General features: G+C 64.3%; 22 protein-coding genes. 4 read left to right on the plus strand and 18 right to left on the minus strand.

Annotated features, from left to right (window positions below; translation table 11 throughout):
* Positions 1-9: 9 nt before the first annotated feature.
* The 9 genes from ccmD to yajC are packed head-to-tail and all read right to left on the minus strand — an operon-like array spanning position 10 to position 6,289.
* On the minus strand, positions 10-165 hold the full coding sequence (ccmD, locus tag ACGYK9_RS04050) for a heme exporter protein CcmD (RefSeq protein ID WP_394408871.1): 156 nt from the start codon (positions 163-165) through the stop codon (positions 10-12).
* Positions 165-899: a heme ABC transporter permease CcmC gene (gene ccmC, locus ACGYK9_RS04055; RefSeq protein ID WP_067266389.1), complete on the minus strand. Its 735-nt coding sequence runs from the start codon at positions 897-899 to the stop codon at positions 165-167. The genes ccmD and ccmC overlap by 1 nt, the downstream gene beginning before the upstream one ends.
* A gap of 52 nt (positions 900-951) precedes the next feature.
* Positions 952-1,608 carry a heme exporter protein CcmB gene (gene ccmB / locus ACGYK9_RS04060; RefSeq protein WP_394408873.1) on the minus strand — a complete coding sequence of 219 codons (657 nt, stop codon included), beginning with the start codon at positions 1,606-1,608 and terminating at the stop codon, positions 952-954.
* Positions 1,605-2,216: a heme ABC exporter ATP-binding protein CcmA gene (gene ccmA / locus ACGYK9_RS04065; RefSeq protein ID WP_394408876.1), complete on the minus strand. Its 612-nt coding sequence runs from the start codon at positions 2,214-2,216 to the stop codon at positions 1,605-1,607. Before ccmA ends, ccmB begins: the two co-directional genes overlap by 4 nt.
* 19 nt (positions 2,217-2,235) lie before the next feature.
* A complete protein-coding gene (locus ACGYK9_RS04070; RefSeq protein ID WP_067266397.1) occupies positions 2,236-2,589 on the minus strand; it encodes an Mth938-like domain-containing protein in 354 nt (117 codons plus the stop codon).
* Between the two features lie 18 nt (positions 2,590-2,607).
* Complete coding sequence (locus tag ACGYK9_RS04075; RefSeq protein WP_394408879.1) at positions 2,608-3,363, minus strand: sulfite exporter TauE/SafE family protein; 756 nt, start codon at positions 3,361-3,363, stop codon at positions 2,608-2,610.
* Positions 3,356-4,324 (minus strand): protein translocase subunit SecF, encoded by a 969-nt coding sequence (gene secF, locus ACGYK9_RS04080; protein WP_394408882.1) that lies wholly within the window; start codon positions 4,322-4,324, stop codon positions 3,356-3,358. The genes ACGYK9_RS04075 and secF overlap by 8 nt, the downstream gene beginning before the upstream one ends.
* Before the next feature lies 1 nt (position 4,325).
* On the minus strand, positions 4,326-5,975 hold the full coding sequence (gene secD, locus ACGYK9_RS04085; RefSeq protein WP_394408885.1) for a protein translocase subunit SecD: 1,650 nt from the start codon (positions 5,973-5,975) through the stop codon (positions 4,326-4,328).
* Positions 5,976-6,010: 35 nt separating this feature from the next.
* Positions 6,011-6,289, minus strand: a complete 279-nt coding sequence (gene yajC, locus ACGYK9_RS04090) for a preprotein translocase subunit YajC (protein WP_067627241.1) — start codon at positions 6,287-6,289, stop codon at positions 6,011-6,013.
* 217 nt (positions 6,290-6,506) lie between these two features.
* Between yajC and serS the strand changes: the two genes are divergently transcribed.
* Positions 6,507-7,937, plus strand: coding sequence for a serine--tRNA ligase (gene serS, locus ACGYK9_RS04095; RefSeq protein WP_394408888.1), 1,431 nt, complete (start codon positions 6,507-6,509; stop codon positions 7,935-7,937).
* 197 nt (positions 7,938-8,134) lie between these two features.
* Positions 8,135-8,851, plus strand: a complete 717-nt coding sequence (locus tag ACGYK9_RS04100; protein WP_394408891.1) for a hypothetical protein — start codon at positions 8,135-8,137, stop codon at positions 8,849-8,851.
* A gap of 6 nt (positions 8,852-8,857) precedes the next feature.
* Here the strand turns inward: ACGYK9_RS04100 and der are convergent, their stop codons facing one another.
* The 3 genes from der to ACGYK9_RS04115 all read right to left on the minus strand — a co-directional run bounded on the left by der (position 8,858) and on the right by ACGYK9_RS04115 (position 12,554).
* Positions 8,858-10,339: a ribosome biogenesis GTPase Der gene (gene der, locus ACGYK9_RS04105; RefSeq protein WP_394400526.1), complete on the minus strand. Its 1,482-nt coding sequence runs from the start codon at positions 10,337-10,339 to the stop codon at positions 8,858-8,860.
* 60 nt (positions 10,340-10,399) lie between these two features.
* Entirely contained in the window at positions 10,400-11,782 is a 1,383-nt protein-coding gene (locus ACGYK9_RS04110; protein ID WP_394408894.1) for a PQQ-binding-like beta-propeller repeat protein, read from the minus strand.
* Between the two features lie 67 nt (positions 11,783-11,849).
* On the minus strand, positions 11,850-12,554 hold the full coding sequence (locus tag ACGYK9_RS04115; RefSeq protein ID WP_394408897.1) for a hypothetical protein: 705 nt from the start codon (positions 12,552-12,554) through the stop codon (positions 11,850-11,852).
* Between the two features lie 151 nt (positions 12,555-12,705).
* On the opposite strand from ACGYK9_RS04115, the gene ACGYK9_RS04120 reads away from it, so the two are divergent.
* Positions 12,706-13,155: a DUF302 domain-containing protein gene (locus tag ACGYK9_RS04120; protein WP_394408900.1), complete on the plus strand. Its 450-nt coding sequence runs from the start codon at positions 12,706-12,708 to the stop codon at positions 13,153-13,155.
* 23 nt (positions 13,156-13,178) lie between these two features.
* On the opposite strand, the gene ACGYK9_RS04125 is transcribed toward ACGYK9_RS04120, so the two are convergent.
* The 3 genes from ACGYK9_RS04125 to ACGYK9_RS04135 all read right to left on the minus strand — a co-directional run bounded on the left by ACGYK9_RS04125 (position 13,179) and on the right by ACGYK9_RS04135 (position 18,203).
* Positions 13,179-14,009 (minus strand): ion transporter, encoded by an 831-nt coding sequence (locus ACGYK9_RS04125; protein WP_394408903.1) that lies wholly within the window; start codon positions 14,007-14,009, stop codon positions 13,179-13,181.
* Positions 14,010-14,112: 103 nt separating this feature from the next.
* Positions 14,113-15,984, minus strand: coding sequence for an ABCB family ABC transporter ATP-binding protein/permease (locus tag ACGYK9_RS04130; RefSeq protein ID WP_394408906.1), 1,872 nt, complete (start codon positions 15,982-15,984; stop codon positions 14,113-14,115).
* A gap of 116 nt (positions 15,985-16,100) precedes the next feature.
* Positions 16,101-18,203 (minus strand): LysM peptidoglycan-binding domain-containing protein, encoded by a 2,103-nt coding sequence (locus ACGYK9_RS04135; protein ID WP_394408909.1) that lies wholly within the window; start codon positions 18,201-18,203, stop codon positions 16,101-16,103.
* Positions 18,204-18,307: 104 nt separating this feature from the next.
* Between ACGYK9_RS04135 and ACGYK9_RS04140 the strand changes: the two genes are divergently transcribed.
* A complete protein-coding gene (locus ACGYK9_RS04140; protein ID WP_394408912.1) occupies positions 18,308-18,856 on the plus strand; it encodes a TIGR00730 family Rossman fold protein in 549 nt (182 codons plus the stop codon).
* Here ACGYK9_RS04140 and rarD read toward each other — a convergent pair.
* The 3 genes from rarD to ACGYK9_RS04155 form a co-directional block, all read right to left on the minus strand.
* Positions 18,793-19,713, minus strand: a complete 921-nt coding sequence (rarD, locus tag ACGYK9_RS04145; protein ID WP_067266431.1) for an EamA family transporter RarD — start codon at positions 19,711-19,713, stop codon at positions 18,793-18,795. The two genes, ACGYK9_RS04140 and rarD, sit on opposite strands and share 64 nt — an antisense overlap.
* Positions 19,714-19,779: 66 nt before the next feature.
* Positions 19,780-20,235: a host attachment family protein gene (locus tag ACGYK9_RS04150; protein WP_209218648.1), complete on the minus strand. Its 456-nt coding sequence runs from the start codon at positions 20,233-20,235 to the stop codon at positions 19,780-19,782.
* A complete protein-coding gene (locus ACGYK9_RS04155) occupies positions 20,232-20,441 on the minus strand; it encodes a hypothetical protein (protein WP_067266439.1) in 210 nt (69 codons plus the stop codon). The genes ACGYK9_RS04150 and ACGYK9_RS04155 overlap by 4 nt, the downstream gene beginning before the upstream one ends.
* Positions 20,442-20,926: the final 485 nt, after the last annotated feature.

Here is a 20,926-nt window from a genome sequence, read left to right on the forward strand (position 1 = left end):
GGCGAGAGTTTAGCCACGGCGTCCGGCCTCCTGCTCTGTCTCTTCCAAAGCCCGGCGCGCCGCGCGACCGCGCCAGAGGGTCAAGCCGATCAGCGCTGCCAGAAGCAGCAGAGATACGGCATAGGCCGAGAGCACCTCGCCCGCGTATTTTCCAAGATCCGGCATCACGCCCCCCTATTCATCCGCGCCCTGAGCGCCGCCGTACGGCGCAGGCGAATCTCGGTGCCCGTGCGGTAAACCACCAGCGCCAGAAACAGCAGGCCAAAGCCCAGCATTGCCAGGACCAGCGGGTAAAAGAAAACATCCGCCACGCTGCGGTTGCCCGTGGCCACGGGGATCGAGGTGCCTTGGTGCAACCCTTGGTTCCAGAACTGCACCGCATAGCGTGACAGCACCGCAAAGACGGAGCCAACGAGGCAAAGGACCGAAGTCAGATCGGCAGCGGTATCCGGGTCTTCGACCGCCTGCCACAGCGCGATATATCCCAGATAGAAGAGGAAGAGGATCAGGAAGGACGTGAGCCGCGGATCCCACGCCCACCATGTCCCCCACATCGGCTGGCCCCAAATCGCCCCCGTGACCAGCGCAATCAGCGTCATCACCAGCCCCACGGGGGCCGCGGCCTTGGCCGCCAATGCGCTGACGTGGTGACGGCGGATCAACCAGATGAGCGAGGCCACCAGCATCATGAACCACGCGTTGATCGCCATCAGGGCGGCGGGCACATGCAGGTAGATGATCTTGACCGTGCTGCCCTGCCGCGCGTCATCAGGCGTGCCGAAAAACCCCCAAAGCAAGCCCACACTTACGAAAGCCGCCGCCAGCACCCAAAGCGCAGGTTGCACGCGCTGCGAAAGCGCAAGGAATTTGACCGGATTTGCGTATTGCCAAAGGGACATGCAGACTACCTATCGCGCGGTTGGGTGGTGCTCAATGCACGATTTGTTGGGGTCATCGCAACCCCATCCGTAGCACGGCGGCTGCGGCAAATGGCATCAAGGCCACCACGGCCAGCGTCAGCCCCGCCAGCATCAAAAGCGGCGTCGTGGCCTCCAAGCCCGCCGCCCCGCGCCGGGCGACTTCGGCCCCGAAAATCAGCGTCGGAATATAGAGCGGCAGCACCAGCAGCGACAGCAGCAGCCCGCCGCGTTTGATCCCCACCGTCAGCGCCGCGCCAAACATGCCGATCACCGACAGCGCGGGCGTGCCGAGCGCCAGCGAGAGCAGCAGCCACAGATGCCCCGATGCCTCGAGTTGCAGCATCACCCCCAGAAAGGGCGCCGCCAGAACCAGCGGCAGTCCCGTGGTCAGCCAATGCGCCAAAGCCTTGATCGCCAGCGCCCCTTCCAGCGGCAACGGAGCGGTCAACAGCAGTTCCAGCGAGCCGTCTTCGAGGTCGAGCGCCAGCAGCCGATCGAGCGACAGAAGGCAGGCCAGCAGCGCCCCAAGCCAAAGCACACCGGGCGCAATCGCGCGCAGCAGCGTGGCCTCCGGCCCGACGCTGAAGGGCACCAGCATCGTCACGATCAAGAAAAACGCCAAGCCAAGGCCGAAGCCCCCGCCCGCCCGCAACGCCAAACGCAAGTCTCGCAGCAGCAACGCCTTCATAGAAAGGCCGCATCGCTGGCGCCGAGATCGGCGTCGGGGGCCGCACGGTAGGTGCTGATGTCAAGCATGCGCGCCTCCACCCCCAGATCGATATGCGTGGCCATGAGGGCCGATCCGCCCGACGCCAAATGCCCGCGCAGGACAGCGCCGAACAGTGCCACCGCATCCGCGTCGAGCGAGACCGTCGGCTCATCCAAAACCCAGATCGGCCGCCCCGTCACCAAGAGCCGCGCCAAGCCCAAACGGCGCTTTTGCCCGGCGGAGAGGGTCGCAGCCAAACGGTCCGCCAAAGGGCGCAGCGCATAGCCATCAAGTGCAGCGGAAATGTCAGTGTTGCCAAAGACCTGCGCCCAAAAGCTCAGGTTCTCGCGTACGGTCAGCATGGATTTCAGCCCATCTGCGTGGGCGGCATAGGCGACACGGTCCTCCGCCCCCTCGATCTGCCCCGTGAGCGGCGCTTGCAGCCCTGCAATACAGCGCAGCAGCGTCGTCTTCCCGGCCCCGTTCGGGCCGCGCAGCACCAAAGCCTCCCCCGCCGCCAGCGCGAAGGATAGGCCCGAGAGCACGGGCACCCCGCCGCGTGCGACGCTAAGGTTGCTGACTTGCACTGGCCGCGCCGCTCCGCCCTTAGACCGGCAAGAGGGCCAGCGCGATGCGCCGCCCCTCGCTCAGCAGAATGTTGTAGGTGCGGCAGGCGGCGGGAGAGGACATGACCTCGACCCCCAGCCCGGCCTCTTCCAAGGTCTCACGCAGGTCATCGGGGATATGCGCCACCTCCGACCCGGTGCCGAGAAAGACCACGTCGACCTTGCCTGCCAGCGCCAGCACCGGCGCGGGATCGGCCAGTCCGCCCCAGCCGGTGATGCCCTCCGGGCCGATCACCTGCGCGCCCTCCACGACCTCGCCATCGATGCGGAAGAAGCCGGGGCCGTAGCCGTCGATCGGTTTGGCGTCGGTATAGGTGATCTCGTTCAATCGCATGTTACATCCCTCACAGGCTCAGATATTCCACAGCGGCAGGCCGAGGATAGCCGATGCGGCGATGACGATATAGGCCACCGCGCGAAAAAGCCGCTCTCGCTTTGGGTCAAATAGCCGCGCCCCGATGATATTGGCGATGACATTGGGCACCCCGGCCAAGAGGCCCAGCCACAGCACCGGCCAGACCACCTGCCCCGTCGCGGCGAGCATGGCAAAAAGCATCAGGTCGAGCCCCAGAAGATAGAGCAGGAAATTCGCGCGGATCACCGCAGCGGGCCTGCGGCTTGCCATATAGAGCAGGATCACCGGCGGCCCGGCGATGCCCGCGAAACCGGTCATAAAGCCACCCAGAGCCCCGGTGGCCGTCACCAGCTTCGCGCCAAGCGGCCCGTGATAGCGCCAGCCCGCGAGCAGCAGCGCCAGAAGCCCCAGCACCACGCCCGAGACGATCCAGCCGAACCCCTCGGGCGAGATTAGCGACAGCCCCCAGAGCCCCAGTGGCATCCCGATCAGCACGCCGAGCAGCAGCCGCCCCACTTCGCGGGGCGCGCCCTCGCGCAGGGCATCGGGGAGGTTTGGCAGGGGGCCGATCAATTCGGCAGCGGTGAGAAACAGAATCGCTTCAACCGGAGAGAGGACAGAGGCCGCGACGGGCATGATGATCATGGCAGAGCCGAAACCGGCAAAGCCGCGCACCAACCCCGCCACGATCACGGCCAGCGCAAGCCATGCCACCCCGGGGGTGGCGATGGCCTGCGCCAGCAGGTCAGGCATCAATATTGGCGAATTGCGTGCCCGCGCCCGCGTCAGGCTTGGACCAGTCGCGTTTCACGCCAAGGTAAAGCACCACGTTCTTGGCCACATAGACCGAGGAATAGGTGCCGACGATCACGCCCCATGTGATGGCAAAGACGAAGGCGCGGATCACGTCACCGCCCAAGATCAGCAGCGCGATAAGAGCGAGCAAGGTGGTGCCCGAGGTCATCAGCGTACGGCTCAGCGTCTCGTTCACGCTGAGGTTCATCACATCCCGCAGGGGGCGCTTTTTGTATTTGCGCAGATTCTCCCGCAGGCGGTCAAAGATCACCACGGTGTCGTTGATCGAATAGCCGATGATCGTCAGGATCGCCGCCACGACCGGCAGGTCGAAACGGATCTGGAGGAGCGAGAACAAACCGATGGTCAGCACCACGTCGTGGAACAGGGCCACCACCGCGCCGACCGAGAACTGCCATTCGAACCGCAACCAGATGTAGATCAGGATCGCCGCCAGCGCCCCGCCCACGGCAAGGAAGGCGGTCTGGATCAGCTCACCCGAAACCTTCGGCCCCACGGATTCGACAGAGGTGAACTTGATATCGGGGGCGACGCTCTGCAGTGCCGCTTCGATGGTTTCGATCGTGTCGGTCGTCGCCGCCTGCTGCCCCTCTTGAGCCTGCACGCGGATCATCGCCACATGGCGGTCTGCGCCGAAACCGGGGTCGAAGACCTCGGAAATCGTGACGTCGCCCAATTCAAGCGGCGCGAGCGCATCGCGGTATTCGCCCACGTCGACGGCTTGGGTGCTTTCGGTCCGCAGCGTGGTGCCGCCGCGGAAGTCGATGCCAAAGTTCAGCCCCATCACGCCCCAAGCGATCAGGGACAGGACCATCAGCACCACGGAGGCGCCGAAGGTGATCTTGGCATAGCCGAAGAAATCGAAGTTCGTATTGTCGGGTACCAGCTTCAGTCGCATGTCAAACCTCGATTGTCTTGGGACGGCGGCGTTCAAACCAGATCACCACCAGCAAGCGGGTGACGAAGAAGGCGGTGAAAACCGATGTGACGATGCCCAGCCCCAGCGTCACGGCAAAGCCGCGCACCGGGCCAGAGCCGAGAGCGAAGAGGATGACCGCCACGATGAAAGTGGTGATATTGGCATCCAGAATGGCGCTGAGCGCACGCTCATACCCCAGTGAGATCGCCCGCGCGGCACCCTTGGCGTTGCGCTGCTCTTCGCGGATACGCTCGAAAATCAGCACGTTGGCGTCGACCGCCATGCCGACGGTCAGCACGATCCCGGCGATGCCCGGAAGCGTCAGCGTGGCACCGATCAGGCTCAACAGGCCAAAGATCAGCCCGACATTGATGATCAGCGCGATATTGGCGAAAAAGCCGAACAGCCCGTAGGACGCCCACATGAAGCACAGCACGGCGACAAAGGCGACCATGGTCGCGATCTTGCCCGCGTCGATGCTGTCTTGGCCCAGTTCCGGCCCGATGGTGCGCTCTTCGACAAAGCTCAGCCCCGCGGGCAGCGCGCCTGCGCGCAGCAGCACGGCAAGGTTGGTGCTTTCCTCGACCGAGAAGCGCCCGGTGATGATGCCCGACCCGCCGGGAATATGGCTCTGGATCGTCGGCGCGCTGATGACTTCATCGTCGAGCACGATGGCGAAGGGCGAGCCGATGTTTTCTGCCGTGTAATCGCCGAACTTGCGCGCACCGGAGGTGTCAAAGCGGAAAGACACGGCAGGCGCGCCGTTCTGGTCAAAGCTGGGCTGCGCGTCGACCAATTGCTCGCCGGTGACGACGGGGGCGGTCTCGATTGTGTAGAAGACGCCTTCTTCATCCGCCGCGGGCAGGATGGCGTTGCCGATGCCGGGGTTGTCGTTCTCATTCGAGCCGCGGTTCACCACCGGGTTGAAGGTCAGCTGCGCCGTGGTGCCGATGATGGCTTTCAATTCGGCCGCTGAACCGATGCCGGGGACTTGGATCAGGATGCGGTCCGCGCCCTGACGCTGGATCGTCGGCTCGCGGGTGCCGACTTCGTCAATGCGGCGGCGCACGATTTCGAGGCTCTGCTGCATGGTGCGTTCGTCGGTCGCCTGTTTCTCGGCATCCGACAGGGTGATGGTGATGATGCCATCGGCCCCGCTCACGTCGATGTCGCTGCCGCCTGCGCCGGTCACGGTGGTGACGGGGCGGGCCAGATCACGGGTGATCTGTAGCGCCTCGGCCATCTTCGACGGATCGTTCAGACGGACCCGCAATTCCCCCGCTGGCGCCTCTTGCCGGCGAACCGGGGTCAGGCTGCGCAGGGCGTCGCGCACCTCGGGCCATTGTGCTTCCATGCGCGAGGCATAGACATCGGCCAGTTGCACCTCGGCCAGCAGATGCGCACCGCCGCGCAAATCGAGGCCAAGGTTCACCAGCCCCGAGGGCATCCACTCAGGCCAAAGCGCGCGCTGCGCTTCCAGTTCGGGCGTACTGCCCTGAACCTCGATGGCCGCAACGGCGTCATTGTGCTTTTCGACAGGAGCGTAAAAGGCATTGGGAAGCGCCAGCCAAAGCCCTGCCAGACAGGTCAGGACAATGACAATCCGCTTCCACAGATCAATCTGTAGCATAGTTCCGCCTTTGGGTTGCGGCCTCGGGGTAGGGTTTATTTCGCCGGTTCGGTCTTGGAGACCACGGTGGCGATGGTGGCCTGCACCACGCGAATTTTCACGCCTTCGGCGATTTCCACCTCAAGCTCACCGTCGTCTTTGACCTTGGAGACCTTGCCGATGATGCCGCCTTGGGTCACGACCTGATCGCCCCGACGCAGACCGGCCACCATGGCCTGATGTTCCTTCGCCTTCTTTTGCTGCGGGCGGATGAGCAGAAAATACATGATCGCGAAGATCAGGATCAGCGGCACGAATTGCTGGATGCCTTCCATGGGGGTCGTCCTTTTCGATGGGTATTGGGCCGCAAAATGGGCCTTGAGAATTTGGCCAGAAGCTATGCGCGGTGACAGCGGGGTGCAAGGTGGAAAGCCGATGCCGCCTGCCCGCCCGCGCGGGGCCAATCGCCGCATGGTTGCGGCCCCTACCCCCGCACCCCACATTAAGGCATAAGGCAGCAAAACCGATTCACCCGATCCATAGGACAGACCCATGCACGACATCCGCGCCATCCGCGACAATCCCGAAGGTTTCGACGCCGCTCTTGCCCGCCGGGGCGAGGCTCCGATGTCGCAGGCGGTGCTGTCCCTCGATGCCGCGCGCCGCGCCAAGATCGCCGCCGCGGAGACTGCCAAGGCCGAACAGAACAAGGCCAGCAAGGAAGTCGGCGCAGCCAAGGGCCGTGGCGACGAGGCCGAGTTCGAGCGTCTGCGCGCGCTGGTCAGCGACAAGAAGGCCGAAGTCGCCGCAATGAACGCCGAGGCGCAGGAGTTGGACGCGAAGCTGACCGATATGCTCGCCCGCATCCCCAACAACCCCGCCGAGGACGTGCCTCAAGGCGATGATGAGAACGACAATGTCGAGGTGAAGAACTGGGGTGAGAAGCCCGCCTTCGATTTCAAACCGGTTGAGCATTACGAGATCAAAGGCGTCAAACCCGGCATGGATTTCGAGACCGCCGCCAAGACTTCGGGCGCGCGTTTCGTCATGCTGAAAGGTGCCGTGGCGCGGGTGCACCGCGCGCTGGCGCAATTCATGATCGACACCCATGTGGATGAAAATGGGCTGACAGAGTACAACACGCCTGTTCTCGTCAACAATGCGGCAATGTACGGTACAGACAAACTGCCGAAATTTGGCGGCGATTCATTTGTAGCAGCTTCAATGGCTAGCCGAGCTCGACTTAGCAAAATGGCCCTGGAAGACTACAGTAAATCTGAACCTGAGATCCTGGATAAACTCTCTGATGCCTCTCTCGCTGACATTGTGGAAGAGGCCTACGAAAGAGCCGATACGCAAGAAGACTATTGGCTAATCCCAACCTCAGAAGTCACGCTTACTTATAGCATCGCCGATAATACTCTCGAAGAACGATCACTACCCATGCGCATGACGGCCCATACGCTCTGCTTCCGTTCCGAGGCCGGAAGCGCAGGCCGCGACACCGCCGGTATGCTGCGCCAACACCAGTTCGAAAAGGTCGAGATGGTCTCGATCACCCACCCGGATGAGAGCGACGCCGAGCAGCAGCGCATGGTGGCTTGCGCCGAGGGCATCCTCGAAAAACTCGGCGTGCCCTACCGGACGGTGATCCTCTGCACCGGCGACATGGGGTTCGGCGCCCGGCGGACCTATGACATCGAAGCCTGGGTGCCGGGTCAGGATTGCTACCGTGAGATCTCCTCGGTCTCGACCACCGGCGATTTTCAGGCGCGGCGCATGAACGCGCGGTTCAAGCCCGAAGGCGGTGGCAAGCCGCAGTTCGTGCATACGCTGAATGGCTCGGGGCTGGCGGTTGGGCGTTGCCTGATCGCGGTGTTGGAGAATGGCCAGCAGGCGGATGGCTCGGTGAAACTGCCCGAAGCGCTTGCGCCCTATCTGGGGGGCAAGACGACCCTCACTGCGGAAGGTGTGCTCGCCTAAGGGTGAGCCACCGCTAGGCCCGATCCGCGCCGCAGGGGTCGGGCCTTCGCCTGCCCGCCCCGCCCCGCCGGGGGGCGTACCAGATAATTTTGGGCGCACTTGCGGTGCGACCGCGTAGGCGCTGGCCCTTGGTTGCCGTGGCGCGCGGGCGCTCTAGGATTAGCTGTAACGCAACAGCTAATCCCGCGAGGCCGACCTTGCCCAAATCCTCCCGCACCCTGATCGCCGTGCTTGCCCTGCTGCTCAGCATCGCCTTCGCGATCTCACCCTTTTTCGTTCCCAGCTTTTCGGGCTTTGATCCGAACCAATTCCCCATTCCGCAGGACAACCCGCCCGCGCAGCCTGCGGGCTATGCCTTTTCCATCTGGGGGGTGATTTACCTGTGGCTGATCGCGGGCCTTGGCTATGGCCTGTTGCGCGCGCCGCGGGACGGGCAGTGGCATGACATGCGCGTGCCGCTCTGCCTGTCGCTCGCCGTGGGGACCACATGGCTCGCCGTGGCCACCATGAGCCCCGTTTGGGCCGCGATACTGATCTGGATCATGCTGATCACCGCGCTGATCGCCCTATTCCTTGCTCCGGTCGAAGACCCGCTCTGGGCCGCCGCCCCGGTAGGGCTCTACGCAGGCTGGCTCTCTGCCGCTTCCTGCGTGTCGCTGGCGCTTCTGGCCGCAGGATACGGCTATTTGGAAGAGCAGACAGCGGCGGTGGTCTTTGTCGGACTGGCGATTGCAATCGGCGCCATCGTCCAGACCGCTCTGGGGCGGACACCGACCTATGGCATCGCGGTGATCTGGGGGCTGGTGGGCGTGGTCGTGACCAATTGGGGCGAGACGGCCTTGGTCGCCTATCTGGCGCTCGGGGGCAGCGTCATAGTGGCGCTGCCCACCGTCAGGGCGTTTCGGCGCGGCTGAGCGCGCTTAGTCCTTGCGGCGACCGTCGGTGTGCTTGCGCAGCTTCGACGGTGCCGCTTTCTTGCGGTTCTTATAGGGGTTGGCGTCGGACTGGCCGCGCATCCACAGACGGATCGGCGTGCCGGGCATGTCGAAATCCAACCGCAACCCGTTGACCAGATAGCGCGTGTAGCTGTCCGGCACCTTGTCGGGGTGGCTGCACATCACCACGAACCCCGGCGGGCGGGTCTTGGCTTGGGTCATATAGCGCAGCTTGATGCGCTTGCCCTGCGGCGCGGGGGGCGGATGCGCCTCCATCATCCCCGAGAGCCAGCGGTTGAGCTGTGCGGTGGTGACACGGCGGTTCCAGACCTCATAGGCCCGCATGATCGCGGCTTGCAGACGGTCAAGCCCCCTGCCCGTCTTGGCGGACACGGTGATCAGCGGTGCACCGCGCAACTGTGGCAAGAGCCGCTCGAAGCTTTCCTTAAGATCGCGCAGTTTCTCCTGCCGGTTCTCTTCGATGTCCCATTTGTTCACGGCCACGACAACGGCACGGCCCTCACGCTCGGCCAGATCGGCGATGCGCAGGTCTTGCTGCTCGAACGGGATTTCGGCGTCGAGCAAAAGCACCACAACCTCGGCGAATTTCACCGCGCGCAGACCGTCGCTAACGCTGAGTTTTTCCAGCTTCTCCTGAACCTTGGCCTTTTTGCGCATCCCGGCGGTGTCGAAAATGCGCATCGGCACCGGCTCACCATTCGGCCCGGCCCATTCGGTGGTCAGCGAGATCGCATCGCGGGTGATCCCAGCCTCTGGCCCGGTCAGCAGACGGTCCTCACCCAGAATCTGGTTGATCAGCGTCGACTTGCCAGCATTGGGGCGGCCCACCACGGCGACCTGCAAGGGCTTGGCGCGGGTCGGCATCGGCAGGGATTCGGCTTCGAGATCGGCGTCATCCTCGGGCAGGTCCACATCCGTCTCGGGCGCGTCTTGGGTGGCACGTTCGGCATATTCATCCGCCAGCGGCATCAGGGCGGTGTAAAGATCGGTCAGCCCCTCGCCATGTTCGGCGGACATGCGAATGGGCTCGCCCAGACCCAGCGAATAGGCCTCGATCATTCCGGCGTCGGCGGCCTTGCCCTCCCCCTTGTTGCCCGCGAGAATCACATGGGCGGATTTCTTGCGCAGGATCTCGGCAAAGACCATGTCAGAGGGGGTCACGCCGACGCGGGCGTCGATCATGAAGAGGCAGACATCGGCCATGTCCACCGCACGTTCGGTCAGGCGGCGCATCCGGCCTTGCAGGCTGTCGTCGGTGACCTCTTCCAGCCCCGCGGTGTCGATCACGGTAAAGCGCAGGTCGGCCAGTTTCGCCGCCCCCTCGCGCAGGTCGCGGGTCACGCCGGGCTGGTCGTCGACCAAGGCAAGGCGTTTGCCGACAAGGCGGTTGAACAGCGTGGATTTCCCGACATTGGGACGGCCCACGATGGCAAGGGTAAAGGACATAATTCAGGCTCCGGGCCCCGGTTGGGCCAGTTCAGACACGCGCCTTAGCCTATTTGCGGCCTAACGGAAAGCGTGCAATTTCCCCTTGGTGGAGACGACATAAAGCGTGCCGCCCGCCACGACGGGGGCGGTTGTCGCCCCGCCGGGGATTTGGGTGGTGCCGGTCAGCCCGCCGCTCACGGGGTCAAAGCTGCGCAGCACCCCGTCGTTGGAAGCCACGATCACGCGCCCCCCGGCGATGATCGGGCCGTAATGGGCCACCACTTCGGATTGCTTCTTGGGCTTGTCCTTGACGAAATTCGGCAGCGGCGTGCCCCAGATGCGGCGGCCCGTGCTGGCGTCGAGCCGGACCAGTTCGTTGAGGTCCGTGACTGCAAAGACAGAATCGCCTGCAGGCCAAACCGCACCGATCGCCCCGTCACGTGCGACCCACTTACGGTCGCCGCTGTCGACGTCGAGTGCGGCCAGACGGCCCGAATGATTGCCCACATAGACGGTCCCGTTCGAGACCACAGGCGCACTTGTCACATCGCCCACAAAGCTCAGCGCGCGGCCCGGACGTTTGCCCAGAACAGAGGTCGACCACCGCTCAAGCCCGCCTTGGCGGAACAGCCCCTGCACCTCGCCTGAGCCGAAGGCAAAGATCGCCAGATCGCTGGTGACGGCGGGCGCAGGCGCGCCCAAAACGTTGCTAAGGCTGGTGACCGCACCGGTTTGCCACTGAATGCGGCCAGTCGCCTTGTCCAGCGCCCAGCCGGTATCGTCGCCCGCCGTGAGATAGACCAGATCGCCCGAGACGGTCGGCGTGCCCGAACCGGTGGCGTCAAGGTCTTGGGTCCAGCGCACGCCGCCCGTCGTCACGTCGAGCGCGGCCAGAACGCCAAAGCCCACGGAGACATAGAGCGTTTCCCCATCCACGGCGAGGCCGCCACCGGTGGCTTGGCCTTCGCGGTCGGATGCGGGAGTGAGGTCACGGGTCCAGAGCGTTTGGCCTGAGGTCGAGGTCGCGGTGACCTGCGCCCCGGCGTCGAGCGTGAAGACACGCCCGCCCGCCACCACCGGATCGGCGGTGATACGTTGTTTGCGGCTGTCGCCCGCGCCGATATCGGCGCTCCAGACCGGCTGCAAGGCCGTGCGCAACGCGGGATGGCTGATGCGGGTCGCGGCGGTGCCGATGCTATGGGTCCAATTGGCGTTGTTCACCGTGCCGCCCAAAGCGATGGCGCGGCTGGTATTCTCTGGCACAGGGCCAGTGGCGGCGGCAAAGGCAGGGTCTTGCACCCCGGGGTTTTGCAGCACCGCGCGCACGTCCTCGCGTTTGCCCGGCAGATAGGTCTGCTCATCCGCGCAGGCCGTCAACAGCAGCGCGGCACCGACGGCCCCCGCCATGCCCAGACCCCGCAGACCCGCTTGCCCGGGTTCGGTTTCGCGATGCTTCGTCATGGACCTGCTCACTTTCTGTCTTTCCTCAACCTTCACGCCCCCGCCATTTTTGGCGGGTGGATATGTGTCAGTCACCCGTTGCTTCGGGGATCTCCAGCGCGGCCTCTGCGGCGGCACTCTCGTCACCCGGTTCTTCACCCAAGGCCACAATCACCTGAAGGGCGCGTTGTTGCAAGTCCGGGGTGGTTTCCGCATCGGAAAGAATGGCTTGGTAACGCGCCACGGCCTTGTCGGTCTCACCCTCTTGGATGTCGATCAGGGCCAATTGCTCTTCGGCCAGCAGGCGCAGCGGTGCACCCGGCTGGGCCAGCGCTTCGAGGGCCTGACGCCGCTCGGCCACGGGCACCGATTGGCCCTGAAGGGTCACGATCTTGAACTGCGCCAAGGCCCGGTAGATCGGCGCGAGGTCACCGTCGAGCGCCACGGCATCAAGCTGCTCCACAGCGGCATCGGTCTCACCCGCTTCGGCCAGCGCATCGGCGCGCATGAAGTTCAGCACGGCGCGGGCACCGGGGCCATCGGCCTCAATCGGGGCGAGCGCTTCGGCGCGGGCATTGCTGGCATCCGCTTCGAGCGCGGCAAGCATCGCATCCCCCAGAGCTTCGGCCTCGGCCCGCTCCTGTGCTTTGCTGTATTCGTTCCACGCGGCGCCGCCGACGATGGCCACCACGGCCAGCACGGCGATCCAACCATAGCGGCGCAGGTAGCCGTATAGCCGGTCGCGGCGGACCTCTTCGTTCACTTCGTCAATAAAACTGTCGGTATCGCTCATCGCGCCCTGCCCCCGGCCTGATTTTGCCCCTCTTACCGCGCGTGGCCAGCCAAGCCAAGACCCAGCGAACCGCAGCGCCTTTTCGCCGACCGCTTGGCCCGGGGGCGCGTCACGCTAGGTCAGGGGCAGAATGCAGCGAAAGGAGACGATGATGAAAGCGATTGCACTGGCGGCAGGTGTCGTGATGGCGGCCATGCCCGCATTGGCGCAGGATTTGGTGGCCAAAATCTCTCCCCATGACGTGCCCACGACGATGGACCGACTGGAAAGCGCGGTCGAGGCAGCAGGGGCCGAGGTCTTTGCCCGGGTCGATCATGCCGCCGGGGCCGAAAAGGCCGAGATGGAATTGCGCCCGACGCAGCTTTTGATCTTCGGCAACCCAAAGCTCGGCACGCCCGCGATGCAGGATGCCCAGACCGCCGGGCTGGACCTGCCGATGCGGGTGCTGGTCTACGCCGATGGCGAGGGGGCCGTGCATGTGACCTATGCCGCGCCTGAAACGCTGGTCACCGCCCACGGCCTGCCCGAAGAGGCGGAATATCTCACCAAGATGACCGAAGCGCTGGACAATCTCACCGCCAAGGCGATCGGCGAGGAATAACGCCCTCTCCCCGCCCCGGCCTCTTAGGGTTTGGGCGGGGTGTTCTGCGCCTTGATCAGGTTTTCCAGATCGGTCAGCCGCGACATGACCTCATCGCGGTAGGTGTTGGTCTGCTCGTTGCTTTCCTCATGATGCGCGTCTTGCATCGAGTTCACGATCAGACCGACGAGCAGGTTCACCACCGCAAAGGTGGTGACCATGATGAAGGGCACGAAAAACATCCAGGCATAGGGATAGACCTCCATCACCGGGCGCACGATGCCCATGGACCACGACTCGAGCGTCATGATCTGGAACAGCGAATAGCCCGACTGGCCCAGCGTGCCGAACCACTGCGGAAAATCCGCGCCAAAAAGTTTGGTGGCCATGACCGAGGCGATGTAAAAGATCACCCCCATCAGCAAAAAGACCGAGCCCATGCCGGGCAGCGCGTTGACCAACCCCTCGACCACACGGCGCAGCGAGGGCGCGACCGAGACGACGCGCAAGAGCCGCAGGATGCGCAGGGCCCGCAGAACGCTGAGCCCTTGGGTGGCCGGGATCAGCGAGATGGCGACGATGACGAAGTCAAAGATGCTCCACCCGCGTTTGAAGAAATCAAGCCCGCGCCCGAAAAGCTTGATCGCAATTTCGATGACGAAAATGGCCAGACAGATACGGTCCAGCAGCAGGATCAGCGGCCCGGCCTGCGCCATCACCTCGTCCGAGGTTTCAAGCCCCAAGATCACGGCGTTAAAGAGAATCACGCCCAGAATGAAATTCTGGAACGAAGGGCGGTCGGCCAGCCGGGCTGCGCGGGCGCGCAGCGAGGTCTGCGAGGGGGTCGAAACATCGGTCATGGCGGTAGATATCATGCGCCGCCCCGCACAGTGCAAGAGCAGATCGCCCGCAAATGCACCCCTCGGCGGCAATGCCCCGCCTGCCTGCCGAAACAGAAGGCGGGGCCAGCTTCTCCGTCTACTCTTCTTCCGCCTGTTGGCGCTGCCAAAGCTGTGCATAGCGCCCACCTTGGGCGAGCAGCACCTCATGGCTGCCCTGTTCGATGATCTCGCCCTTCTCCAACACGACGATGCGGTCGGCCTCGGCGATGGTCGAGAGGCGGTGGGCGATGGTCAGCACCGTGCGCCCTTGGCCCGCGCGGCGCAGCGCGTCTTGGATCTCATGCTCCGTCTCGCTGTCGAGCGCGCTTGTGGCCTCATCCAAGAGCAGGATGGGCGGGTCTTTCAGCAGGGTCCGCGCGATGCCGACGCGCTGTTTCTCACCGCCCGAAAGCTTCAGCCCCCGCTCGCCGACCATGGTCTCATAGCCCTGCGGCAGCGCCATGATGAAATTATGGATTTGCGCGGCGCGCGCCGCGTCCTCGACCTCTTCCTGCGTCGCCCCATCGCGGCCATAGGCGATGTTGTAACCGATGGTGTCGTTGAACAGCACCGTATCCTGCGGCACCACACCAATCGCCATATGCAGCGAATGCTGGGTGACATCGCGCACGTCCTGCCCGTCGATCTTGAGCGCCCCGCCCGCGACATCGTAGAAGCGGAACAACAGCCGCCCGATGGTGGATTTGCCCGAGCCGGTCGAGCCGACGATCGCCACCGTCTCTCCGGGGCGCGCCTCAAGCGAGATGCCTTTGAGGATTTCGCGGTCGGCGTCATAGGCAAAGCGCACGTTTTCCAGCGTCACATGGCCACCGGTAACCTTTAGGTCCGGCGCGTTTGGCTTGTCGTCAATCTCGGCCGGTTGTTCGAGCAGGCCAAACATCTGCCCCATATCTACAAGCGCCTGACGGATCTCGCGGTAAACGGTGCCAAGGAAGTTCAGCGGCACGGTCAGTTGAATCATGTAGGAGTTCACCATGACGAAGTCGCCGACGCTCAGCTCGCCGCTTTGCACGCCCATCGCCGCCATGACCATGACCCCCACGAGCCCTGCGGTGATGATCAGAGCTTGGCCAAAGTTCAGGAAGGCCAGCGAATAGTTTGTCTTGATCGCCGCGTTCTCATAATCGGCCATCGCGGCGTCATAACGCGCCGCCTCGCGCCCCTCGGCGCCGAAGTATTTCACCGTTTCATAGTTCAGCAGGCTGTCGATCGCCTTTTGGTTGGCGTCGGTGTCGCTGTCGTTCATCTGCCGTCGCAGGCGCACGCGCCATTCGGTGACGGCAAAGGTGAACCAGACGTAGAGCGCAATGGTCACCGCCACGACCGCCAGATACCAGACGTCGAAGAGCACGGCGAGGATCACGCCCACGAGGATCAGCTCAAGGATCAGCGGCCCGATGGAGAAGAGCAGGAAGCGCAGCAGAAAGTCGACACCTTTGACCCCTCGCTCGATGATCCGGCTGAGGCCCCCGGTCTTGCGGGTGATATGATAGCGCATCGACAGTTTGTGGATGTGCTGAAAGGTCTCAAGCGCCAGCATCCGCAGGGCGCGCTGCCCGACGCGGGCAAACACCGCATCGCGGACCTGTTGAAAGCCCACCCCCATGAGCCGCGCCATGCCGTAAGCCACGGTCAGACCAATCGCGCCAAGCGCCAGCATCGGCGTCCCCTCGCCCGCCAGCGCATCCACCGCGTCGCGGTAGAAGAACGGCGTGGCGACGATGATCAGCTTCGACACCAGCAGCGCCAGCATCGCCAGAACCACCCGGCGTTTCACCCATGGCATATCCTTGGGCCAGAGGTAGGGCGCGACCTTGCGCAGCACCAAGAAGCCCGACTGACGCTCGGCGGCGTCGATCATCTCGGCTTCTGTGGGGATGCGTTCGGGCTTGGGCGTCTTGCGGTCGCGCCGCCGCGCGGCGTTAGATTGGTCTGTATCGGCTGGCATGGGAATTCCTGAAGTGATTACAGGCTACATAGGCCCCATGGCCTTGGGTTGCCAGTACCGGGCGGCGCACAGCCGCTCTGCGCGCCGCGAATGCCGCCCCGGTTTTGCCGCTCAGATCACTCCGATGCCGGCTCTTCAGGCAGGTCGAAGACCTGTCCGGGATAGATCAGATCGGGGTCGCGGATATTTGCGCTATTGGCCTCGAAAACCTTCACATAGAGCAGAGGATCGCCATAGCGCGCACGCGAGATTGCCCAGAGCGTATCGCCTTTTTGCACCGTCACCGCGCTGAGCGGGCCGGTCAGCCCTTCGGTGGCGGCGGCCAGCACCTCGGGAGATTCGCGTTTGAAGGGGGTCTCTACCCGGCTGGTCACATCGCCGCCGCGGGAAAGCTCATCCACGCGCAGGGTATAGACGCCTTCATCGACGTTCGGCAGATCGCCGCGCCAGCGGCCCTCTTGATCGACCGGCAAGCTGGTGACGGCGTTGTTGTTGAGATAGACGCGCACTTCGCTGGTGTCCGGCTGGGCACGGCCCGCCAGCTGCACATCGCCCTGATCGGAGTAACCGATGGTGTCGAGCGCCACATTGGTCATCACCTGCGGCGGCGCGGTGTCGAGCCGTTCGACCCCTTCGGCGGTGGATTTCAACACCGGAGCGGGCGCGGGCGGCTTTGCCGGTGCGGCAGCGGTGTCGAGCTCCTCCGAAGGGGCGGGGGTTGTGGTCTCGGGCGCCGATGGGCTGCGGTCGGCGAGGTTCGGGGCCTCCGTCACGGCTGCGGGCGGTGTTTGCGCGAGGGTGGCGTCTCTCTCAGTAGTTCCCGTCTCTGCCAGTGGTGTGGCTTGAGGTGGCGCCTCAGCGTCAGCGTTTGGCGCGGCGGTGTCGCCCTCATCGGTGCCGGTTTCCGCCAACGGCGTCGCTTGAGAAGACGTGGCGCTGGTGTCTGCCCCCTGATCGGCGGGACCGTCTTGTTCCGACGGCGCGGCGTTCACGTCTTTAGCCGTACCCGTCCCCGCCATTGGTGTGGTTTGGGCCGGTGTTGTGCTGGTAACTTCGCCCTGCTCGGCGGCATCGTCTTGCTCTACCGTCGCGGCACTCACGTCTTCGGCGCTGCCTGTTCCGGCCATCGGCGTGGCTTGGGACGGCGCGGTGTTGCTATCCGCGCCCTGCTCGGCAGCACTGTCTTGAACCAACGCCGCCGCGCTTTCGTCCTCCGCGGTGCCTGTTTCGGCCATCGGCATCGCTTGAGAGGGTTGCTCCGATGTTCTGCTCTCTACGTCAGCGGTCCCGGTATCGGAGAGCAGGGTGGCCTGAGCGGGGGCGGAGGCAACCTCCTCTTCGGAGATAGCCGGGTCTTGCTCTGTCGATACGGTATCTTCGTCCGTGCCAGCCTCGTCTTGCGTCGACTGCCCTCGGTCCGCCTCGGCGTCTTGCGCGTCCGCACTGTCGGTCGCAGCGCGCTCCGCTTCGGCTGTGGCCGTTCCGGCTAGAGGGGTCGCCTGCCCCGCCTGCGCAGCGGCTGGGTTTTGACCCGTAGCTGCCGCGCTCTGCTCTTCGGCGTCGTTAGTCGTTGCCGGAATCGGCTCTTCCATCGTGGTCTCAGAGATTTCAGGCTCTGCCGCCTCGTACGGCTCTGTGGCCCCCTCCTCAACCGACGCGACCGGGCTTTCCTCCGGCGCGATATTGGCCTCCGCCAACTGCACTGGCACTGCGCGAAGGGTGAGAATAATCTCCTCTTCCGAAGCAAGCTCCGCCGCGCCGTCCTGCCCCAAAAGCGTCAGCACATGGCCCTTGCCGTCGGGCGGGATCATGGCAAGGGTCGCGAATTTCCCGGCCCCATCGGCGGTGGCGCGGGCCACCTCTTCGCCATCCTTCAACACGGCCACGGTGCTGCCCGGCGCCGCGCGGCCCGCGATCACCGTCATCCCGTCGCTTTCGCGGCGCACTTCGTCAAAGGCCGGCGCCTGCGGCGCCGCCTCGGGCTCCGTTGCCGCCTCGCCCTCAGGGCCGACCGAGACACCTTTCACAGCATCCGGCACCAGCGTGGCATTCTCAGGGGTGGCATCGCGTTCGGGGAGCACGGCCACCGTTTCGGGGGCCGCCTCCTCCGGCGCGCCGCGCTTGCTGCCGATCCAAGCGCCAAGCGCCAGCACCGCCGCCGCAAAGGCACCCGCCGCCATCGCCCCCATGCCGCCAAACCGGCCAAATCCCTTGAACATTCTCTACTTCCCCTGTGGTTGAGCCTTTTTAGCAAGCAGGCTAACAGGGGTCAAAAGCGCAGACGGTCCGCGCCGAATTTTCCTAATCAACAGGACGCTTTACCATGCAACATTCTGTCTGTGTCTATTGCGGCTCCCGCCCCGGCGACGACGAAGCCTTCACCCAAGACGCCGAAACACTGGGCCGGGGTCTGGCCGAGGCCGGGCTGCGGCTGGTCTATGGCGCGGGCGATGTCGGCCTGATGGGCAGCGTCGCGCGTGCGGCCCAAGCCGCAGGCGGCGATACCTTCGGCGTGATCCCCGCGCATCTCGTGGCATGGGAAGTCGGCAAGACCGACCTTACCCGCTACATCGTGACCGAGACGATGCACGAGCGCAAAAAAGTGATGTTCATGAACAGCGACGCCGTGGCGGTTCTGCCCGGCGGCGCGGGGTCATTGGACGAGCTGTTCGAGGTGCTGACATGGCGCCAGTTGGGCCTGCATGAGAAACCCATTTTCCTTGTGAACACAAACGGTTACTGGGATCCTTTCATGTCGCTCATGAACCATGTCGTGACCCATGGCTTTGCCGATGCGACGCTGCTGGATTACGTCACCGTGGTGCCGGATGCCGAGGCCGCTCTCAGCGCTCTGCGCCGCGCTTTGTCCTGACGGAAGGTGCTGACGGAATAGACCGCCAGCGCGCACCAGATCAGCACAAAGGCCTGCACATGCCAGCCCGTGAACGGTTCGCGAAACAGGACTACGGCGCAGAAAAACTGCAAGGTCGGGTTGATGTAGCTCAGCAATCCGGCCGTCGCCATCGACAATCGCCGCGCCGCGTAGCTGAACAGGATCAGCGGCGTCGCGGTGATCGGCCCGGCGAGTATCAGCAGCGCCGTATCGCGGAAGGAGGCCCCGAAGGCCCCCGCTCCATTGTCACCCGTTTGCCACAGGACGAGCACCGCAAGGGGCGACAACAGCAGCACCTCAGCGGTGACAGAGACGACCGGCCCCACCGCCAACCGCTTTTTCGCCAGCCCATAAAGCCCAAAAGACGCCGCCAGCGCCATAGCGAGCCAAGGCGCGGTGCCCAAGCCATAGGTGAGCAGCGAGACCGCGACTGTCACCAACCCGACCGCGAAAAGCTGTACGGGGCTCAACCGCTCGGCAAAGACAAGACGGCCCAACAGGACCGAGACCAGCGGGAAGATGTAATAGCCCAAGGCCGCCTCCGTCGCCTGCCCGCTCTGGACCGCCCAGATGAAGAGGTACCAGTTCGTCGCGATCACCAGCGCCGCGAAAGCGAGCAGGCCAAAAGCCCGCGGCCCTACCATCGCGTCAAGGATCGCGCGCAAACGCCGCTGCACTGCCAGCACGATCACGAAGAACACGAGCGACCAGAGGGTGCGATGGGCCAACACCTCGGCGGCGGGCACATGCGACAGCATTTTGTAGAAGATAGACGACAGCCCCCAGATACAGCAGGCCGCGATCATGGCGGCGAAACCCTTGGTGGTGTCGGTCATGGGAAATCCTTGGCGCGGTAGACTGCTTCCTTGTGAAGGCAATCAATTCCCGCGCCAAGGGAAAACTCAGGCTTGGGCCAATTCCCCGGCCACGATCTTCTCGATCTCATCGATGGGGTGGTTCGTCAGGGTCTTGGGGATTTCCCCCACCACCTTGCTCTGCACCTCTTTGTGGAGGTCATCGCGTAGGTCCCCCAGCACTGCCGGAGGGGCCACCAAGACGATCCGATCAAAGCGGCCCTTATGGGCCAGCTTGTAAAGGATGTCCGACAAGTCCTTGGCAAATCGCTCTTTTTCCAGCTCATGCCAATCCGTGTCGTCAAAGGCAGAGCGGTGCCCGCTTGGACCATCGCTCATCCGACCGGGGCGGTTGGCGGCTTGCTCCCGCGCCGGTGGGTTCTCCTGCTCTTCCTTGCGCACGACCTGAAGATAGGGGTCTTCGCCGTCCGTGTGGTTTTGCAGGAAAAGGGCCTTTTCGCCATCCGCGATCAGCACCCATGTGTCTTGGCTGAGTTTGGTCATGAAGGCTCTCCATGGTTGCGTTTGTCTTCGCCGGTGACGCGGGTCACGCCGTCTTCGCCCTTTTCGGCGCGGCGCATGGCGTCTTGGGTGCCAACGTCCTTTTGCAGATCACCCCCGGCGCGGCCACCTTGGTCTGGCGTTTCGGTATCGGAGAGGAATTTTTCCGTCTCCTTGCTACCGTCGTTGGATCGCTTCCGCTCGGCCATGTTGTCCTCCTTTTTTGACGTGAAGTCTCAGGAGAAAAACATCCGCGAAGGGTCTTGGGTTCCAACGAAAAAACCCCGCAGCAGGCTGCGGGGTTTCTGTCTTGTTCCGGCTGGCCGTAAGGGCGCACCGCCATATCACAAACGCGACGCGACGTTGTACCAGTTCACCCAGCCTGCGGCGCAGCCGCGGGCGTCGGTGACTGAGAGTGCGCCACACGCACCGGGCGCGAGCGGCTCTCGCACGCGCCGCCGCTAGATCACATGCGCGACGCGACGTTGTACCAGTTCACCCAGCCTGCGGCGTAGTCGTGGGCGTCGGTGACTGGGAGAGCGCCACACGCATCAGGCGCGAGCGGCTCTCGCACGCGCCGCCGCTAGATCACATGCGCGACGCGACGTTGTCCCAGCTCACCCAGCCTGCGGCGTAGTCGTGGGCGTCGGTGACTGGGAGAGCGCCACACGCATCAGGCGCGAGCGGCTCTCGC

The organism is Sulfitobacter sp. 1A15258 (assembly GCF_043557045.1).
GTDB lineage: Bacteria > Pseudomonadota > Alphaproteobacteria > Rhodobacterales > Rhodobacteraceae > Sulfitobacter > Sulfitobacter faviae.

Coding starts and splice junctions, on each gene's coding strand:
- ccmD (WP_394408871.1), bottom strand. CDS start 165: ATGCCGGATCTTGGAAAATACGCGGGCGAGGTGCTCTCGGCCTATGCC.
- ccmC (WP_067266389.1), bottom strand. CDS start 899: ATGTCCCTTTGGCAATACGCAAATCCGGTCAAATTCCTTGCGCTTTCG.
- ccmB (WP_394408873.1), bottom strand. CDS start 1,608: ATGAAGGCGTTGCTGCTGCGAGACTTGCGTTTGGCGTTGCGGGCGGGC.
- ACGYK9_RS04070 (WP_067266397.1), bottom strand. CDS start 2,589: ATGCGATTGAACGAGATCACCTATACCGACGCCAAACCGATCGACGGC.
- ACGYK9_RS04075 (WP_394408879.1), bottom strand. CDS start 3,363: ATGCCTGACCTGCTGGCGCAGGCCATCGCCACCCCCGGGGTGGCATGG.
- secF (WP_394408882.1), bottom strand. CDS start 4,324: ATGCGACTGAAGCTGGTACCCGACAATACGAACTTCGATTTCTTCGGC.
- secD (WP_394408885.1), bottom strand. CDS start 5,975: ATGCTACAGATTGATCTGTGGAAGCGGATTGTCATTGTCCTGACCTGT.
- yajC (WP_067627241.1), bottom strand. CDS start 6,289: ATGGAAGGCATCCAGCAATTCGTGCCGCTGATCCTGATCTTCGCGATC.
- serS (WP_394408888.1), top strand. CDS start 6,507: ATGCACGACATCCGCGCCATCCGCGACAATCCCGAAGGTTTCGACGCC.
- der (WP_394400526.1), bottom strand. CDS start 10,339: ATGTCCTTTACCCTTGCCATCGTGGGCCGTCCCAATGTCGGGAAATCC.
- ACGYK9_RS04110 (WP_394408894.1), bottom strand. CDS start 11,782: ATGACGAAGCATCGCGAAACCGAACCCGGGCAAGCGGGTCTGCGGGGT.
- ACGYK9_RS04115 (WP_394408897.1), bottom strand. CDS start 12,554: ATGAGCGATACCGACAGTTTTATTGACGAAGTGAACGAAGAGGTCCGC.
- ACGYK9_RS04120 (WP_394408900.1), top strand. CDS start 12,706: ATGAAAGCGATTGCACTGGCGGCAGGTGTCGTGATGGCGGCCATGCCC.
- ACGYK9_RS04125 (WP_394408903.1), bottom strand. CDS start 14,009: ATGATATCTACCGCCATGACCGATGTTTCGACCCCCTCGCAGACCTCG.
- ACGYK9_RS04130 (WP_394408906.1), bottom strand. CDS start 15,984: ATGCCAGCCGATACAGACCAATCTAACGCCGCGCGGCGGCGCGACCGC.
- ACGYK9_RS04135 (WP_394408909.1), bottom strand. CDS start 18,203: ATGTTCAAGGGATTTGGCCGGTTTGGCGGCATGGGGGCGATGGCGGCG.
- ACGYK9_RS04140 (WP_394408912.1), top strand. CDS start 18,308: ATGCAACATTCTGTCTGTGTCTATTGCGGCTCCCGCCCCGGCGACGAC.
- rarD (WP_067266431.1), bottom strand. CDS start 19,713: ATGACCGACACCACCAAGGGTTTCGCCGCCATGATCGCGGCCTGCTGT.
- ACGYK9_RS04150 (WP_209218648.1), bottom strand. CDS start 20,235: ATGACCAAACTCAGCCAAGACACATGGGTGCTGATCGCGGATGGCGAA.
- ACGYK9_RS04155 (WP_067266439.1), bottom strand. CDS start 20,441: ATGGCCGAGCGGAAGCGATCCAACGACGGTAGCAAGGAGACGGAAAAA.